Origin of the sequence: Afipia sp. OHSU_II-C1 (assembly GCF_000497575.1) — a bacterium.
GTDB lineage: Bacteria > Pseudomonadota > Alphaproteobacteria > Rhizobiales > Xanthobacteraceae > Afipia.
Genome location: NZ_APJI01000010.1, coordinates 148,035 through 164,252, shown reverse-complemented (window position 1 = coordinate 164,252; position 16,218 = coordinate 148,035). Strand labels below are relative to the sequence as shown.

The following is a 16,218-nucleotide window of genomic DNA, read 5'->3' as shown; positions in this document are numbered from 1 at the left end:
CAATATTTTTATTGTTGCGGCGCACAATGCGAATCATCCGCGGGCTGCGGTGATCATATCGGAGAGCGACATGCGCTGCTTGCCCTCCAGGTCGAAATTCTCCGGCGCCAGCCATTTCTCATAAGCGCCTTTCAGCGCCGGCCACTCGCTGTCGAGAATCGAAAACCAGGCGGTGTCCCGGTTGTGGCCCTTGACCACCAGGTGATTGCGGAAAATTCCCTCAAAGCGAAATCCGAGCCGCAGCGCAGCGCGGCGCGACGGCGCGTTGAATGAGTTACACTTCCATTCGTAACGCCGGTAGCCGAGCTCATCGAATACATAGCGCATCAAAAGATACATCGCCTCGGTGGTCACCGATGTGCGCTTGAGTGTGTCGGCGTAGTGGATGCTGCCGATTTCCACGACGCCGTTGGCAGGATCAGGCCGCATGAACGCACAAACACCGCCGGCGCGTCCCGACGCGCGGTCGATGATGGCGCTGTAAATGTAATCCTTGCTGTTCGCAGCTTCGGTCAGCCAGGTCAGAATGCCGGCGTCATCCGCAAAGGGACCGATGAACAGATACACCCACGATGCTTCATCGGTGTCTCTGAATGCCGCGAGCAGATCGTCACCGTGACACGCCACATCGAGCGGTTCGATACGGCAGGTGCGGCCATCGATCGTGACCGGTTGCGGCGACGCACGGCGCGTCCAGCCGGGCAGGGCAGCGCCGAGCGGAAGACTGGGATTTGACGACAAGACACAACCTCCCTTGCTGGCGCAGCTTGTGCCGATGCGAGCAGCGCAATCATCCTGACGTGGTAGGCCGAAAATGCAAATGCCCGGCACATCGATACGAAGGCATGCTTCGCACTGATGGGCCGGGCGTCGTAAACAAGCTGACAGCTGCTGGCGGTCAGAAGTTCTTAGGTATTCATCGAGTCGAAGAACTCGGCATTGTTCTTGGTGTTGCGGAGCTTGTCGAGCAGGAAGTCGATCGCGTCCATGGTGCCCATCGGATTGAGGATGCGGCGAAGGACGTACATCTTCTTGAGCAGCTGCGGATCGGTGATGAGCTCTTCCTTGCGCGTACCGGAGCGCGAGATGTCGATCGCCGGGAAGGTGCGCTTGTCCGAAACCTTGCGGTCAAGAATGAGTTCGGAGTTACCGGTACCCTTGAACTCTTCGAAAATCACTTCGTCCATGCGACTGCCGGTATCGACAAGCGCCGTCGCGATGATGGTGAGCGAACCGCCTTCCTCGATATTCCGCGCGGCGCCGAAGAAACGTTTGGGACGCTGCAGTGCATTTGCGTCGACACCACCGGTCAGCACCTTGCCGGATGACGGCACCACGGTGTTATAGGCGCGGCCGAGGCGGGTGATGGAGTCGAGCAGAATGACAACATCGCGGCCATGTTCGACCAGACGCTTGGCCTTCTCGATCACCATCTCGGCGACCTGCACGTGACGCACCGCCGGTTCGTCGAAGGTCGACGACACAACCTCGCCCTTCACCGAACGCTGCATGTCGGTGACTTCTTCCGGACGCTCGTCGATCAGAAGAACGATCAGGTAGCATTCCGGATGATTGGCTGTGATTGAGTGGGCGATGTTCTGCATCAGCACCGTCTTGCCGGTGCGGGGAGGCGCGACGATCAGCGCGCGTTGGCCCTTGCCGATCGGAGCCACGATGTCGATGACGCGGGCCGAAAGATCCTTGCGGGTCGGGTCATCAAGTTCGAGACGGAAACGCTCGTCCGGAAACAGCGGCGTCAGGTTATCGAAGTTGACCTTGTGCTTGGACTTCTCGGGGTCCTCGAAGTTCAGCGTGTTGACCTTGAGCAGCGCGAAGTAGCGTTCGCCTTCCTTCGGGCTGCGGATATGGCCTTCGATGGTGTCGCCGGTGCGAAGCCCGAAACGGCGGATCTGCGATGGCGAGACATAAATGTCATCGGGGCCGGGCAGGTAGTTGGCGTCCCATGAGCGCAAGAATCCGAAGCCGTCGGAGAGAACCTCGACGACGCCTTCACCGATGATATCGGTTTCCTGGATCGCAAGCTGCTTGAGAATGGCGAACATCAGCTCCTGCTTGCGCATGGTGCTGGCATTTTCGACCCCAAGCTCTTCAGCGAACGAGACAAGCTCCGCCGGTGTTTTGGTTTTGAGGTCCTGTAGTTTGATTTCCCGCATTGGGGTTGTCCTGTGGAGCATGTGAAGAAAAGAGAGGGGAGGGAAGCGAAAGGTTCAGTCTGCTGACGACATACGGACTATAAACGCGATCAGAAGTCCGCAGGTCTTGAGCGAGGAAGGTGCCGGGAGGCTTCGAACCTGATGTAGCGGCCGGTCCAACAATGAGACCGGGACTCAACCACATCCGCCTGCGTTCGGTGGGATGACAAGAATATAGAAAATCGTCCGGGTCTTCGCAAGACGGTCATTGGCGAATGAGAAGACAGCGAATTGCCTAAAACGGTTTCACGATCACCAAAACAACGATTCCGATCATGAGAACCGTTGGTATCTCATTGATAATACGATATAATTTCTGACTTCGGGTATTTCGATCATTGGCGAAGTCCCGCACCCGGGCCGCGAAAAATCCATGAACGCCCGACAGGATCAGCACCAGCAGGAATTTTGCGTGAAACCAGCCTGAAACATACCAGCCACCCTGCCAGACCAGCCATAAACCGGCCAGCCAGGTCACGATCATCGCTGGATCGATGATCGCCCGCAGCAATCGCCGTTCCATCACCTTGAATGTCTCGGACTGTTTCGATCCGATTTCAGCTTCGCAGTGATAAACAAACAGACGCGGCAGATAGAGCATGCCTGCCATCCAGGAAATCACGGCGATCACATGCAGCGCCTTGATCCATTCGTACATCGCGTCTTCTTCTCTGCTGAGCTTATTCCTGCATCGAAACCGGTCTTTCCAGTTTCGATATGCAGGAACCAATTTCTGCCCGGTGGGTTGAGCAGCATCGGTAGATGACGCGAGAAGGGGTCTGTCCGCAAGCACCACTTCCTTAAAGAATCCTTTTAGATTCTTAAGTTTGATTAAGTGTAGCCGTGATTAGCGCTCGCGCATTTCTCTCCAGTGTTTATCCAGTGTTCGTCCACAAGCCGCCGGTTTGTACCCGCTGCTGGTCTCTATGAGAGCCGTGGAAAATACGCCGATGGTTTCAAGTATTTGCCTGCTGTTGGCCCGCCATTATCCCAAGACAAATCCACACAACCCCGCTACCATCGAAGTGAAGGTTAGATTTCATCCCGAAATCAGCGCTGTGAATGAATAGGCGGGTTATCCCGGCTGGTGCCGACGGGCGCCAGAGCGAGGCCAATATGCCCACAGGGATTCACAGCGATTCACAGTCGCCGGATTGAGCGGAAACGGATTCGACACGCCATGGCGCCTACCACCGGCAGTTATTTTCACCTCCACATGATTTCCGATTCGACCGGTGAAACGCTGATCACCGTCGCGCGTGCGGTGGCTGCGCAGTACTCCAACGTCTCGCCGGTGGAGCATGTCTATCCCCTGGTCCGCAGTCAGAAGCAGCTTGATCGCGTGCTAGCCGAAATCGAGGAAGCGCCCGGAATCGTGCTGTTCACGTTGCTGGAAAAGGATCTGGTCGAGCGGCTGGAAGCCAAATGCCAGGAAATCAATATTCCGAGCTTGTCGATCATCGGTCCAGTGATGCAGTTGTTTCAGGCCTATCTCGGCACCGAAACCTCGCGCCGGGTCGGTGCACAGCACACCCTCAACGCCGAGTATTTCAAGCGGATCGACGCGCTGAACTACACGATGATGCATGACGACGGCCAGCACGTCGAAGGGCTGGAGGAGGCCGATGTGGTTCTTGTCGGCGTCTCCCGCACATCGAAGACTCCGACATCGATCTACCTTGCCAACCGCGGCGTTCGCACGGCCAATGTTCCGCTGGTGCCGGGAATTCCAATCCCGCATCAGCTTGAAACGCTGAAGAATCCGCTTGTGGTCAGCCTTCATGCGACGCCGGAGCGATTGATACAGGTGCGGCAAAATCGCCTGCTCGGCATCGGCAAGACTGGCGACGATACCTATATCGATCGTCAGGCCGTGACCGAGGAGGTTGCGTTTGCCCGGAAACTCAGCGCGAAGTTCGACTGGGCGCTTCTCGATGTGACACGGCGCTCCATCGAGGAAACCGCCGCGGCCATCATGAAGCTCTTTGCCGATCGCCAGCGCCAGAAGGCATCGCAAACGTGACTGTCTGGCGTGAACGGCAACCGTTGATTCTGGCATCGCAGAGTGCTGTGAGAAAAAGCCTGCTTGCGAATGCAGGTATCGCCGTTGAGACCATCCCGGCTGACATTGACGAACGTGCCATCCAGGACAAATCAGGTCTGAAAAATCCGGGTGAGATCGCGGCGCTGCTTGCCGGTGAGAAGGCAAAGTTTATTTCTCTCAGGCATCCGGGCCGGTATGTGGTCGGGGCGGATCAGACGCTGGCGCTGGGCGAACGGCTTTTCAGCAAGCCCGCAAATCGCGCCGCGGCTTCGGCGCAGATCGCAACGCTGTCCGGACAGACCCACGAATTGCACAGCGCGGTCAGCGTGACAAAAGACGGTGCGCTGCTGTTTTCCCATGTCAGCGTGGCGCGCATGACGATGCGGGCTCTGACTGAGCGTGAGATTACCGCTTATATCGATGAGGCTGGCGACGCGGTCACCGCAAGTGTCGGCGCCTACCAGTTGGAACGCACCGGCGTGCACCTGTTCGAGCGCATCGAGGGCGACCATTTTACGATTCTGGGATTGCCGCTGCTGCCGTTGCTTGGTTTCCTGCGCAGCCGCAACCTGCTGGCTGTTTGATGAAAGAAGTGACGATGCTGCTGCTGGGTTTGACCGGTTCGATCGGGATGGGGAAATCCACCACCGCGAAGCTGTTCGAGGAGGCGGGCGTGCCGGTCTATGACGCCGACGCCACGGTGCATAAGGTCTATGAGGGCGAGGCTGCGCCGGCGGTGGAAGCGGCGTTTCCGGGGAGTACGGTGAACGGCAAGGTGGACCGGCAAAAACTGTCGGCCATGGTTGTGAACAACGCCGATGCCATGAAGAAGCTCGAGACCATCGTGCATCCGATGCTGCGCAGTCATCAGCTCAAATTCCTCAGCGATGCGGAAAAGTCCGGTGCGCCGGTGGCGGTGCTCGATGTGCCGTTGTTGTATGAGACCGGCGGCGAGAACCGCGTCGATGCGGTGGTGGTTGTCACCACCGCGCCGGAGATCCAGCGCGAACGCATTCTGGCGCGGGACAACATGACTCCCGAAAAGCTGGATGCCATTCTGGCGCGCCAGCTTCCCGATGCCGAAAAACGCAAACGGGCGGATTTTGTGGTGGACACATCCCATGGTCTGGACCCGGTGCGGCAGCAGATCGGAGAAATTCTCCGCGAAGTCGTTAAAATGCCGAGACGGCGAAGCTGATTCGCTAAACCAACCGGCATTCTCACATTCTCATGCGCGAAATCGTTCTCGATACCGAAACCACAGGCCTCGATCCGCTGCGCGGCGATCGGTTGGTCGAGATCGGCTGTGTCGAGATGATCAACCGCATGCCCACAGGGCAGACGTTTCACGTCTATCTTAATCCCGAGCGTGACATGCCGCAGGAAGCCTTCGCGGTGCATGGGCTGTCGAGCGAGTTTCTCGCCGACAAGCCGTTGTTCGCGGCGGTGGCTGATGATTTCCTGACCTTCATCGGGGACGCGCCGCTGGTCATTCACAATGCGTCGTTCGATATCGGCTTTATCAATGCGGAACTGACCAAGGTTTCACGGGCGGGGATTCCGCGCGACCGTCTGGTCGACACGCTGACATTGGCGCGCCGCAAGCACCCCGGTGTGTCGAACCGGCTCGACGACCTGTGTTCGCGCTACGCCATCGATAATTCCCGCCGCACCAAGCACGGCGCGTTGCTCGACGCGGAACTGCTGGCGGAAGTCTACATCGATCTGATCGGCGCGCGGCAGTCGCAGCTTATTCTGTCGGAGACGCGTCAGTCGTTCAGCACGGGACAGACGGATGCACCGCGGCGGCAGCGCGAGGTGCCGCTTGCACCGCGCATTACCGAAGCGGATGTAGCCGCGCACACAGCCTTTGTCGCGACCCTGGGCGGCACGCCGGTCTGGAACGAATTTTCCAAGGAATCCTAAAGCGGCGCGAACGTCCGCCGCTGAGCCTTAGCCCGGTTCAAGTCTTAGCTCGGCTTGACCTGCTGTTGCTGCTCCGCCTGGCGCGCCATGTTCTGGCGATAGAGGCCGACGAAATCCACCGGGTCGAGCATCAGCGGCGGGAAGCCGCCGGAGCGCACCGACGTCGCAATGATTTCCCGGGCGAACGGGAACAGCAGCCTCGGGCATTCGATCATGATAAACGGATGCATGCTGTCCTGCGGAACGTTCTGAATGCGGAACACGCCGGCATAGATCAGCTCGAAAGCGAACAGCACAAGATTGTCGTTCTCGGCCTTGCCCTCGATCGACAGCGCGACCTCAAAGTCGTGCTCGGCAACCGCGTTCGCGGTGACATTGATCTGAATGTTGATGGTGGGCTGCTTGTCCTGGGCCGCCAGCGAAGCCGGAGAGTTCGGATTCTCGAACGAGAAGTCCTTGATGTACTGCGCCAGGACGTTGAACTGGGGCGGGGCCGCGTTCTCGGAAGGTGCACCGTTGCCGTTGGTCATGGATAGATCTCTCCGAGAATGTGGAAACTGAATCGCCCAGGGAGCAATCCGGTCCGGGAACTGCCTGCGAAAAAGGCCTTGGCGGCGGGAACGTCCGCTTCGGACAGGCCTTTGTTGGGGCGAGTGGCTATCATAGCCTTGCCTCATTCGACAAGGACGATAGGCCTCATTCTGTTGCGTTTCGGCTGGCTCTGACCGCTGGATCGGGTAGAATTAAGCGAAACAGGCGCCGTGAATGCCCCAAACCCTGTCTTTTGGGCACTTCAAAGCGCGGCATATGGCGGTGTTGGCTGGATCGGGTTTCGTGCCTACATGTGACAGGCAAATTCGTGGTTGGCCCATCCGGGTTTTTTTCGGGTTGCGTGAAGCACCGATCAGAAAGTGAATGCGACGTGGATATTTACACTATCATTTTTCTGGCTCTGGCCGTCTTCATCTTCCTGCGGCTGCGCAACGTATTGGGACAGCGCACCGGTGACGAACGTCCGCCGTTCGACCTGCCGGCGCGGGGCAATGCGCGCATGTCCGACAATGTCGTGCCGTTGCCCGGCAAAACCATCGATCAGGCTCCGCTGGCGCCATCGGCCGAACCTGCGGTCGTGGTTGACCGGTGGAAGGGAATTGCCGAATCCGGTTCGGCGCTCGCGCGCGGTCTCGATCAGATCGCCGTTTCCGATCCGTCCTTCGACGCGCAGCATTTCATCAGCGGCGCCAAGAGCGCGTATGAGATGATCGTGCTCGCGTTCGCCAATGGCGATCGGCGCACGCTGAAGGATCTGCTGTCGTCTGAGGTCTATGAAGGTTTCGAGGCTGCGATCAAGGAACGCGAGCAGCGCGGCGAAAAGGTCGAGACCCGGTTCGCTTCGATCGACAAGGCGGAGATCGTCAACGCGGAAACGCGCGATCGGTCCGCCCAGATCACCGTCCGGTTTGTCTCCCAGATGATTTCGGTCACGCGCGACAAGGCCGGCACCGTCGTCGATGGCAATGCGGAAAAGCTCACCGATGTCACAGATGTCTGGACATTCGCCCGTGACATCGCGTCGCGCGATCCGAACTGGAAGCTGGTTGGGACGGAAAGCGGACAGTAACGACGTTGCTGCGCCCGGTGCACGAGCCGGGCGTTGTGGCGCGTGGCTGAAAGCGGGAGCGGCCGGACTTTGTGTCGCCGGCCTTGTCATCGCGGACGCCCAGGCGAGAGCGAGCCGCCATACCTCCCACGAACATCATGAACATCAAAGGCGTCGACCGGTTGTCTGGCCGCTGGAATTTCCCGGCGCTCAGTACGCGCCGCTGAAATGGAGCGAGGTCGCCGGTTGGACCGACGACGATCCGCTCCCCGCCTTCAAGACGTTTCGCGCAAGCTGCAAGCCAATCGCTGCGCAGAAAGGTCCGCTTGCGGAAAGCAAGGCGATCGGCACGTCGCTACGCGATCCGTGCATCGCCGCCAGGGCCGAGGATATTTCCGAGAGCGCCAAGGCACGCGAATTCTTCGAGAAGAATTTCACGCCGTTGCTGATTTCGCGGATCGGTGAGGATGCCGGTTTTGTCACCGGCTATTACGAGCCGATCGTCGACGGCTCGCGGGTCCAGACCGATGTGTACAACGTGCCGGTCTATCGCCGGCCGTCGAACCTGTTCGTGCGCGGATACTCGCAGGCCAATTCCAGCATGCCGAACAAGGGTCAGGTGTTCCGCAAGATCGGGCGCCGCAAGCTGGTGCCGTATTACGACCGCGCCGAGATTGAAGACGGTGCGATCGCGGGACGGGGACTCGAAGTTGTGTGGCTCAGGAGCCAGACCGATTTGCTGTTCATCCAGATTCAAGGCTCGGCACGAATCAAACTCGAGGATGGCTCGCTCGTGCGCATCAATTACGATGCACATAACGGCTTTCCCTATATGCCCGTCGGCCGAATCCTGATCGAACGCAACATCATTCCCAAAGATCAGATGTCGATGCAGAAGATCAGGGAATACATGGAGCAGAGCCCGGATGCCGCGAAAGAACTGCGCCGGCAGAATCGCTCTTATGTGTTCTTTCGCGAGGTGAAGCTCGGGGCGGATGACGAGGCGGTCGGCGCGCAGGGCGTGCCTCTGACGGCGGGACGCTCGATCGCTGTCGACAAGTCGCTGCACGTTTATGGCACGCCATTCTTTATCGAAGGCAACCTGCCTATTGAGTCAGACACATCGAACACGCCGTTCCGACGGTTGATGATCGCGCAGGACACCGGATCGGCGATCATCGGTCCGGCACGCGCGGACATATACTTCGGTGCGGGCGCCGATGCAGGCCGCGTCGCAGGTCGCCTGAAAAATCCTGCGCGCTTCGTCATGCTGCTGCCGAACAGTCTCGATCCGGTGCCGCGCGGCAAGACCATGCCGCTGCCGGAAGACCGGCCTTCAGCCACGATCGCAAAGCTGTTTCCGCAAAAAGATCTGTCCAAGGAACCCGCAAAGGAGCCGGTCAAGGAGACGCCGAAAGAAGTTGTGAAAGAAGCTCCAAAAGAAACAGCCAAGGACGTGCCGAAAGAGCAGCCCAAAGCGCAATCAAAGGAATCACCCAAAAGCCAGTCCAAGGATCAGCCCGCGGCAGCCCAGACGCCAGCCGTCGCACCGGCAGCACCCGCCGTAACCGCGCCAGTTGCACAAGCCGTGCCGCTGCCGGAGGCGCGTCCGAAAGCTGCGCCCGATGTGGCATCAACCGCAACCGTGAAACCTGAACAGCCGCGCCGCAAGCGGCACTACCGGCGCACTCGTCATCGCCAATGAAACGTCCGCGCAATCTCGATCCACCGCCTGTGTCCCGACGAAAGCGCGCGCTCAGCCGCGAAGAAGTCGAACTATGGGAAAGCGTGGCGAAGCAGGCGAAGCCGCTGCGCAAGAGACCGCGTTCGCTGAAGGTTTCCGCAGAAGCGCTGGACGAATCACCGGTCGCTCCGAAGCTGGCACCGGCACCGAAATCGCCAGCGATGCATCGAAAGATTCCGGCCGCTCCGCCAGCGCCGCCGCCGCTTGCGCCATTGGGACGGCGTGAGCGCTCGCAGCTTTCACGCGGCCGGAAGGAGATCGACGCGCGGCTTGATCTGCACGGCATGACGCAGACCAAAGCGCATCGTGTGCTGTTGAGCTTCCTGCATCACGCGCACGAGAATGGCATGGCCTTCGTTCTGATCATCACCGGCAAGGGCCGCACGGTGGGACCGGAGTCGGAGCGCGGCGTGCTCCGTCGTCAGGTCCCGCACTGGCTTGGGCTGCCGGAATTCCGCAGCTTCGTAATCGGCTTTGAGGAAGCGCACATCGGCCACGGCGGCGAGGGCGCACTTTATGTGCGGGTCCGCCGGGCGCGGTAGATCGCCTACAGAATAAACCGGCTGAGATCGGTGTTCTTGGCCAGATCGCCGATATGCTTTTTCACGTAATCGGCGTTGATCGTGATGGTCTGACCGTTCATGTCCGGAGCGTGGAACGATGTCTCGTCGAGCACGCGCTCCATGACCGTCTGCAAACGCCGCGCACCGATGTTCTCGATGGTTGAGTTCACCGCGACGGCGATATCGGCAAGCGCGTCGATCGCATCGTCGGTGATGTCGAGGGTCACGCCTTCGGTCTGCATCAGCGCGACATACTGCTTGAGCAGCGACGCTTCGGGCTCGGTGAGAATGCGCCGCATATCGTCACGGGTCAGCGCCTGCAACTCGACGCGGATCGGCAGGCGGCCCTGCAACTCTGGCAGCAGATCCGACGGTTTGGCGATGTGGAAGGCTCCCGACGCAATGAACAGGATATGATCGGTCTTCACCGCGCCGTGCTTGGTGGACACGGTGGTGCCTTCGATCAGGGGCAGCAGGTCGCGCTGCACGCCTTCGCGGGAGACATCGCCGGCGCGTACGCCATCGCGGACGCAGATCTTGTCTATCTCGTCGAGGAACACGATGCCGTTGTTCTCGACGGCTTGGATGGATTCCTGCACCACCTGTTCGTTATCGAGCAGCTTGTCGCTTTCCTCGTTGACAAGAATTTCGTGTGAATCCGCGACGCTGAGCCGGCGCGTTTTGGTGCGGCCGCCCATCTTGCCGAAGATGTCGCCGATCGAGATCGCGCCGACCTGTGCGCCCGGCATGCCGGGAATCTCGAACATCGGCGCGCCGCCGGACGACTGGGTCTCGATTTCGATTTCCTTGTCGTTCAGCTCACCGGCGCGAAGTTTTCTGCGGAATGAATCCCGCGTCGATGCGCCTGCATTGGGTCCGACGAGCGCGTCGAGCACGCGCTCTTCGGCGGCTTGCTGCGCGCGCGCCTGCACGTCCTTCCGCTTGCGTTCGCGGGTTTGCAAGATGCCGACTTCGACAAGGTCGCGCACAATCTGCTCGACATCGCGGCCGACATAGCCGACTTCGGTAAACTTCGTGGCCTCCACCTTGATGAACGGAGCATTCGCCAGCCGTGCGAGCCGCCGCGCGATCTCGGTCTTGCCGACGCCGGTCGGCCCGATCATCAGAATGTTCTTCGGCAGCACCTCTTCGCGCAATGAACCGGTGAGTTGCTGACGCCGCCAGCGGTTGCGCAGCGCGATGGACACCGCGCGCTTGGCGTCGCCCTGTCCGACGATGAAGCGGTCGAGTTCGGAAACGATTTCGCGGGGAGAGAAGTCTGTCATGGCTCTTAGCTATTGTTGAAGAAGATGGATCGCAAGCGTGGCGGATCACTAGATAATCGGCGGCCCGCCTTGCCATTGCCGTATCGCATCGAACGGATGGATCAGCATGATGATGTTCAGCGTCAGGTTGTCGCGGATGTGAAGACCGACGGCGATCTCGAACACAATGGCGATGATTACCGTCGCAATCACCGGCAGTTTCCGCGCGGCAATGAAGCCCGCGATCATCGCCAGCGTGTCGGATATCGAGTTGACGATGCTGTCGCCGTAATAATCCAGCGAGATGGTGCCGGCGCGATAGCGCTCGATGATGAGCGGCGAATTTTCCAGGAGTTCCCAGCCGCCCTCGATCAGCATCGCAATCAGAAGACGCGCGATCCACGACACGCGAGGTAACGCCAGCCATGTCAGGCCATAGAACAGGAAGCCATGGATGATATGCGAGAACGTGTACCAGTCGGCGATGTGCTGCGAGTTTTCCGAGCTGAGCACCACGCCATGCCAGAGCTTGACATATCCGCAGGTGCAGATCGGCACGCGCCCCATGGCATAGAGGATCGCGGCCTGAAGCGCGAGCAGCGCGGCTGCGATGATGAATCCCTGGCGCGGCGACAGCCCCGACCTTGCAGACAAGGCTGCCTGGTCCGATGCCGCGCTCATGTGGTCAGCGTTTCGATGGTGACGTTGCGGTTGGTGTAGACGCAGATATCGGCCGCGATATCCAGCGAGCGGCGCACGATGGTCTCGGCGTCCTGGTTGGAATCGGCCAGCGCGCGTGCCGCGGCGAGGGCATAGTTGCCGCCGGAGCCGATCGCCATCACGCCGTGCTCCGGCTCGAGCACGTCGCCGGTTCCGGTCAGCACCAGCGAAACCTCCTTGTCGGCCACGATCATCATGGCCTCAAGGCGCCGCAGATAACGGTCCGTGCGCCAGTCCTTCGCCAGTTCGACCGCCGCACGGGTGAGCTGGCCCGGATACTGCTCCAGCTTGGCCTCGAGCCGCTCGAACAGCGTGAAGGCGTCCGCAGTGGCCCCGGCGAAGCCGCCGATGACGTCGCCCTTGCCGAGCTTTCGGACCTTCTTGGCGTTGGATTTGATGACGGTCTGGCCGATGGAGACCTGCCCATCGCCGCCAATGACCACCTTGCCGCCCTTGCGGACTGTGAGAATCGTCGTGCCGTGCCAGATTTCAGCTTGTGATGCCTGCATAAAAACCTCGTTGAGGGCCCTCATCTAGGCACTGGCGCCGCCGGTTGCAATCGACCCGCCGGGCGGCGAATTCCGGTCACCATATCTGAAAACTCAGGCAAAAATCGCGTCATCCCGCAGTAGCGAAGGCGTCATGTGCCTGTTAAAAGGGCGCGACTTCCGGCTTCTGGAGAGCACTTTTCATGCGCACGGCTACCATCAAGCGCAAAACCAAGGAAACCGACATCATGGTGTCGGTCAATCTGGACGGGACCGGCATATCCAATGTCGCGACCGGCATCGGATTCTTTGATCATATGCTGGATCTCCTGGCGCGCCATTCGCGCATCGACATCACCGTGCAGGCCGACGGTGATCTCCATGTCGATTACCACCACACCACGGAAGATGTCGGCATCGCGCTCGGGCAGGCTGTGAAGCAGGCGCTCGGCGATATGAAGGGCATCACCCGCTACGCCAGCATTCACATGCCGATGGACGAGACCCTGTCGCGTGTCGTGATCGACATTTCGGGACGACCGGTGCTGGTGTTCAAGGCCGAGTTCCCGCGTGACAAGATCGGCGAGTTCGACACCGAACTGGTGCGCGAATGGTTTAATGCCTTTGCGATCAACGCCGGCATAACGCTGCATGTCGAGACGCTCTACGGCGAGAACAACCATCATATCGCCGAGTCGTGCTTCAAGGGTCTGGCGCGCGCGCTCCGCGCAGCGGTTGCCATCGATCCGCGTGCCGCGGGCGAAATTCCCTCCACCAAGGGCACGCTGGGCGGCTGATTTGAGCGGAAGCGCATGCCGGTCATGCGCTGGACTTCACTTTTGGACCAGTGAGTGACGCACGATCTTTGCCGGATCGTGCCGAACGAGGTTCCGGAGAACGATCATGGCGGTTTATACGGTTCACGCTCCGGCGAGCTACGGCGTCGATGTCCGCACGGCGCCGGAAAAGCTCGTGTTCGTGCGCGACGGGTTTTATGTCTGGGCTTTCGTCGCTGCGATCTTCTGGCTGATCTGGCACCGGCTGTGGCTGGCGCTGCTCGGCTACATCGCGCTGATGATCGTGGCTGAAATCGCAATGTCGGCTGCCGGCGTCGGATCGGGCGCGCGTTTGCTGGTGATGGCTGTCATCGCATTGCTGGTCGGTCTTGAGGCCGGATCGCTGCGCCGCTGGAAGCTGTCGGGCCGCAAATGGCGTCAGCTCGACGTTGTCGTGGCGGACTCTGAGGAAGATGCCGAGCGCCGCTTCTTCGAGCGCTGGAATGCAAAGGCCGCGCAAGGCAGTGAGCGCACTGGAGCGTCGTCTCCGCCTCCGCTGCCACGCGCATCCATTTCGCAGCCGCAAGGCATTATCGGCTTGTTTCCTGAATCCGGAGCGTCGCGTTGAGCGTTGCCATCATCGATTACGGCTCTGGCAATCTGCACTCGGCGGCAAAGGCTTTCGAGCGTGCGGCGCGCAGCATGGAGCAGCCGGCGAAGATTGTCGTGACCCGCGATCCCGACACGGTGTTCCGTGCAGATCGCATTGTCTTACCCGGCGTCGGCGCCTTCGCCGATTGCCGTAAAGGTCTCGATGGATTGAATGGCATGGTCGACGCGATGACCGAGGCCGTGCGCGACAAGGCACGGCCGTTCTTCGGCATCTGTGTCGGCATGCAGTTGATGGCGACCCAGGGCAAGGAATACGTCACAACGCCGGGACTCGACTGGATTGCCGGCGACGTGGTGAAGATCACGCCGCGCGAGGAAGATCTGAAAATTCCGCACATGGGCTGGAACACGCTCGATCTGGTGCGTGAGCATCCGGTGCTGGAGCGGCTGCCGCTTGGCGACAAAGGCCGCCATGCCTATTTCGTGCACTCCTATCACCTGAATGCGGCGAATAAGGCCGACGTTGTCGCGCGCGCCGACTACGGCGGGCCAGTGACGGCGATCGTCGCCAGGGACACCGCGATCGGCACGCAGTTTCACCCCGAGAAGAGCCAGCGTTTTGGTCTCGCCCTGATCTCAAATTTTCTGAAGTGGAAACCGTGATTCTTTTTCCCGCGATCGATCTCAAGAACGGTGAGTGCGTGCGCCTCGAGCAGGGCGACATGGCGCGCGCGACCGTGTTCAACCTCGATCCCGCCGCGCAGGCCAAAACCTTCGAGACGCAGGGTTTCGAATATCTTCACGTTGTCGATCTCGACGGCGCGTTTGCCGGCAAGCCGATGAACGCGCAGGCTGTGGAAGCCATGCTCAAGGTGGTGAAATTTCCGGTGCAGCTCGGCGGCGGCATTCGCGATCTCGCGACCATCGAGGCGTGGCTCGCCAAGGGCATTCGCCGGGTTATCATCGGCACCGCCGCGGTGCGCGATCCCGCGCTGGTGAAAGAGGCCGCGAAAGAATTTCCGGGCCGGGTTGCGGTGGGTCTCGATGCGCGCGACGGCAGGGTCGCCGTTGAAGGCTGGGCTGAGACGTCGACTGTAACGGCACTCGATATCGCGCAGCGCTTTGAGGACGCCGGTGTCGCTGCGATCATCTTCACTGACATTGCGCGCGACGGCCTGCTCAAGGGTCTCAACCTCGACGCAACAATCGCGCTGGCCGACGCGATCTCAATTCCGGTGATTGCCTCCGGCGGTTTCGCCTCCATCGCTGACGTGAAGGCGCTGCTTGAGCCTCGCGCCAAAAAGCTGGAAGGCGCGATCTCCGGCCGCGCGCTGTACGACGGCCGCCTCGATCCGGCCGAGGCATTGACGCTGATCCGCAACGCGCGGGCGGCGGCTTAAGGGCAGGCAACGATGTTCAAGGTTCGCGTAATTCCCTGTCTCGACGTGAAAGACGGCCGAGTCGTCAAGGGCGTCAACTTCGTCGATCTGCGTGACGCGGGCGATCCGGTCGAAGCTGCGATTGCCTATGACGCAGCAGGCGCGGACGAACTTTGCTTTCTCGACATCACCGCGACCCACGAGAACCGCGGCACCATTCTCGATGTGGTGCGGCGGACGGCGGAAGCCTGCTTCATGCCGCTGACGGTTGGCGGCGGCGTGCGCACCGTGGACGATATCCGCACGCTCCTGACGTATGGCGCCGACAAGGTGTCGATCAATTCGGCGGCGGTTGCCCGGCGTGAATTCGTCAAGGAAGCCGCGGAGAAGTTCGGCGACCAGTGCATCGTTGTCGCCATCGACGCCAAGCGCACCGGCTCCGACCGCTGGGAGATTTTTACCCACGGCGGCCGCAAGTCGACCGGCATCGACGCCATCGAATACGCGCAGGAGGTGGTTTCGCTGGGCGCCGGAGAAATCCTGCTGACCTCGATGGACCGCGACGGCACCCGCCAGGGTTTCGATATCAATCTGACCCGCGCCATCGCCGACAGCGTCAAGGTTCCGGTGATCGCCTCCGGCGGCGTCGGCAATCTCGACCATCTGGTGGCGGGCATCCGCGAGGGGCACGCCACCGCGGTGCTGGCGGCTTCGATTTTCCACTTCGGGGAGTTCACCATCCGCCAGGCGAAGGACCACATGGTTCGCGCCGGATTGCCGATGCGGCTCGATCCATGAGCTTCGTTATGGGAAGGCAACTGGCCGTATGCCAAATACCTGAATCCGATCAATTCTTTGCGCTCCCTACCGGGGTACGGAAGTGATAGA

General features: G+C 60.4%; 19 protein-coding genes. 12 read left to right on the top strand and 7 right to left on the bottom strand.

The features are described 5' to 3' along the window. Window positions 1-33: 33 nt before the first annotated feature. The 3 genes from I554_RS0110335 to hemJ all read right to left on the bottom strand — a co-directional run bounded on the left by I554_RS0110335 (window position 34) and on the right by hemJ (window position 2,871). Complete coding sequence (locus tag I554_RS0110335) at window positions 34-705, bottom strand: GNAT family protein (protein WP_196812816.1); 672 nt, start codon at window positions 703-705, stop codon at window positions 34-36. Window positions 706-908: 203 nt separating this feature from the next. After that, window positions 909-2,174 (bottom strand): transcription termination factor Rho, encoded by a 1,266-nt coding sequence (gene rho / locus I554_RS0110330; RefSeq protein WP_024576790.1) that lies wholly within the window; start codon window positions 2,172-2,174, stop codon window positions 909-911. 274 nt (window positions 2,175-2,448) lie between these two features. Next, window positions 2,449-2,871 (bottom strand): protoporphyrinogen oxidase HemJ, encoded by a 423-nt coding sequence (hemJ, locus tag I554_RS0110325; protein WP_024576789.1) that lies wholly within the window; start codon window positions 2,869-2,871, stop codon window positions 2,449-2,451. A 522-nt stretch (window positions 2,872-3,393) separates the two neighbouring features. On the opposite strand from hemJ, the gene I554_RS0110320 reads away from it, so the two are divergent. From I554_RS0110320 to dnaQ, 4 genes are read left to right on the top strand one after another with little or no spacing between them, the layout of a single operon-like run. Beyond that, on the top strand, window positions 3,394-4,236 hold the full coding sequence (locus I554_RS0110320; RefSeq protein WP_006023305.1) for a pyruvate, water dikinase regulatory protein: 843 nt from the start codon (window positions 3,394-3,396) through the stop codon (window positions 4,234-4,236). Further along, window positions 4,233-4,841 carry a Maf family protein gene (locus tag I554_RS0110315; RefSeq protein ID WP_024576788.1) on the top strand — a complete coding sequence of 203 codons (609 nt, stop codon included), beginning with the start codon at window positions 4,233-4,235 and terminating at the stop codon, window positions 4,839-4,841. Before I554_RS0110320 ends, I554_RS0110315 begins: the two co-directional genes overlap by 4 nt. A gap of 14 nt (window positions 4,842-4,855) precedes the next feature. Next, window positions 4,856-5,455 (top strand): dephospho-CoA kinase, encoded by a 600-nt coding sequence (gene coaE, locus I554_RS0110310; protein WP_024576787.1) that lies wholly within the window; start codon window positions 4,856-4,858, stop codon window positions 5,453-5,455. 32 nt (window positions 5,456-5,487) lie between these two features. Further along, a complete protein-coding gene (dnaQ, locus tag I554_RS0110305) occupies window positions 5,488-6,183 on the top strand; it encodes a DNA polymerase III subunit epsilon (RefSeq protein ID WP_024576786.1) in 696 nt (231 codons plus the stop codon). 44 nt (window positions 6,184-6,227) lie between these two features. On the opposite strand, the gene secB is transcribed toward dnaQ, so the two are convergent. Beyond that, window positions 6,228-6,713 (bottom strand): protein-export chaperone SecB, encoded by a 486-nt coding sequence (gene secB, locus I554_RS0110300; protein ID WP_024576785.1) that lies wholly within the window; start codon window positions 6,711-6,713, stop codon window positions 6,228-6,230. 392 nt (window positions 6,714-7,105) lie between these two features. Between secB and I554_RS0110295 the strand changes: the two genes are divergently transcribed. From I554_RS0110295 to I554_RS0110285, 3 genes are read left to right on the top strand one after another with little or no spacing between them, the layout of a single operon-like run. Continuing rightward, complete coding sequence (locus I554_RS0110295; protein ID WP_024576784.1) at window positions 7,106-7,804, top strand: Tim44/TimA family putative adaptor protein; 699 nt, start codon at window positions 7,106-7,108, stop codon at window positions 7,802-7,804. Continuing rightward, the gene (locus I554_RS0110290; protein WP_024576783.1) at window positions 7,782-9,488 is read left to right on the top strand and encodes an MltA domain-containing protein; all 1,707 of its coding nucleotides are present in this window, start codon (window positions 7,782-7,784) and stop codon (window positions 9,486-9,488) included. Before I554_RS0110295 ends, I554_RS0110290 begins: the two co-directional genes overlap by 23 nt. Continuing rightward, a complete protein-coding gene (locus I554_RS0110285; RefSeq protein WP_024576782.1) occupies window positions 9,485-10,069 on the top strand; it encodes a Smr/MutS family protein in 585 nt (194 codons plus the stop codon). The genes I554_RS0110290 and I554_RS0110285 overlap by 4 nt, the downstream gene beginning before the upstream one ends. A 5-nt stretch (window positions 10,070-10,074) precedes the next feature. On the opposite strand, the gene hslU is transcribed toward I554_RS0110285, so the two are convergent. From hslU to hslV, 3 genes are read right to left on the bottom strand one after another with little or no spacing between them, the layout of a single operon-like run. Further along, window positions 10,075-11,376, bottom strand: a complete 1,302-nt coding sequence (gene hslU, locus I554_RS0110280; protein ID WP_024576781.1) for an ATP-dependent protease ATPase subunit HslU — start codon at window positions 11,374-11,376, stop codon at window positions 10,075-10,077. Window positions 11,377-11,424: 48 nt separating this feature from the next. Continuing rightward, window positions 11,425-12,036, bottom strand: coding sequence for a DUF2585 domain-containing protein (locus I554_RS0110275; RefSeq protein WP_024576780.1), 612 nt, complete (start codon window positions 12,034-12,036; stop codon window positions 11,425-11,427). After that, on the bottom strand, window positions 12,033-12,584 hold the full coding sequence (gene hslV, locus I554_RS0110270) for an ATP-dependent protease subunit HslV (protein WP_024576779.1): 552 nt from the start codon (window positions 12,582-12,584) through the stop codon (window positions 12,033-12,035). The genes I554_RS0110275 and hslV overlap by 4 nt, the downstream gene beginning before the upstream one ends. Window positions 12,585-12,766: 182 nt before the next feature. Between hslV and hisB the strand changes: the two genes are divergently transcribed. From hisB to hisF, 5 genes are all read left to right on the top strand, one after another. Next, window positions 12,767-13,360, top strand: a complete 594-nt coding sequence (gene hisB / locus I554_RS0110265; RefSeq protein WP_024576778.1) for an imidazoleglycerol-phosphate dehydratase HisB — start codon at window positions 12,767-12,769, stop codon at window positions 13,358-13,360. A gap of 106 nt (window positions 13,361-13,466) precedes the next feature. Continuing rightward, entirely contained in the window at window positions 13,467-13,967 is a 501-nt protein-coding gene (locus I554_RS0110260; RefSeq protein ID WP_024576777.1) for a DUF2628 domain-containing protein, read from the top strand. Next, the gene (hisH, locus tag I554_RS0110255) at window positions 13,964-14,614 is read left to right on the top strand and encodes an imidazole glycerol phosphate synthase subunit HisH (protein WP_024576776.1); all 651 of its coding nucleotides are present in this window, start codon (window positions 13,964-13,966) and stop codon (window positions 14,612-14,614) included. The genes I554_RS0110260 and hisH overlap by 4 nt, the downstream gene beginning before the upstream one ends. Further along, a complete protein-coding gene (gene hisA / locus I554_RS0110250; RefSeq protein WP_024576775.1) occupies window positions 14,611-15,351 on the top strand; it encodes a 1-(5-phosphoribosyl)-5-[(5-phosphoribosylamino)methylideneamino]imidazole-4-carboxamide isomerase in 741 nt (246 codons plus the stop codon). Before hisH ends, hisA begins: the two co-directional genes overlap by 4 nt. 12 nt (window positions 15,352-15,363) lie before the next feature. After that, window positions 15,364-16,128 (top strand): imidazole glycerol phosphate synthase subunit HisF, encoded by a 765-nt coding sequence (gene hisF / locus I554_RS0110245; protein WP_006023320.1) that lies wholly within the window; start codon window positions 15,364-15,366, stop codon window positions 16,126-16,128. The last annotated feature ends 90 nt before the right edge of the window (window positions 16,129-16,218 follow it).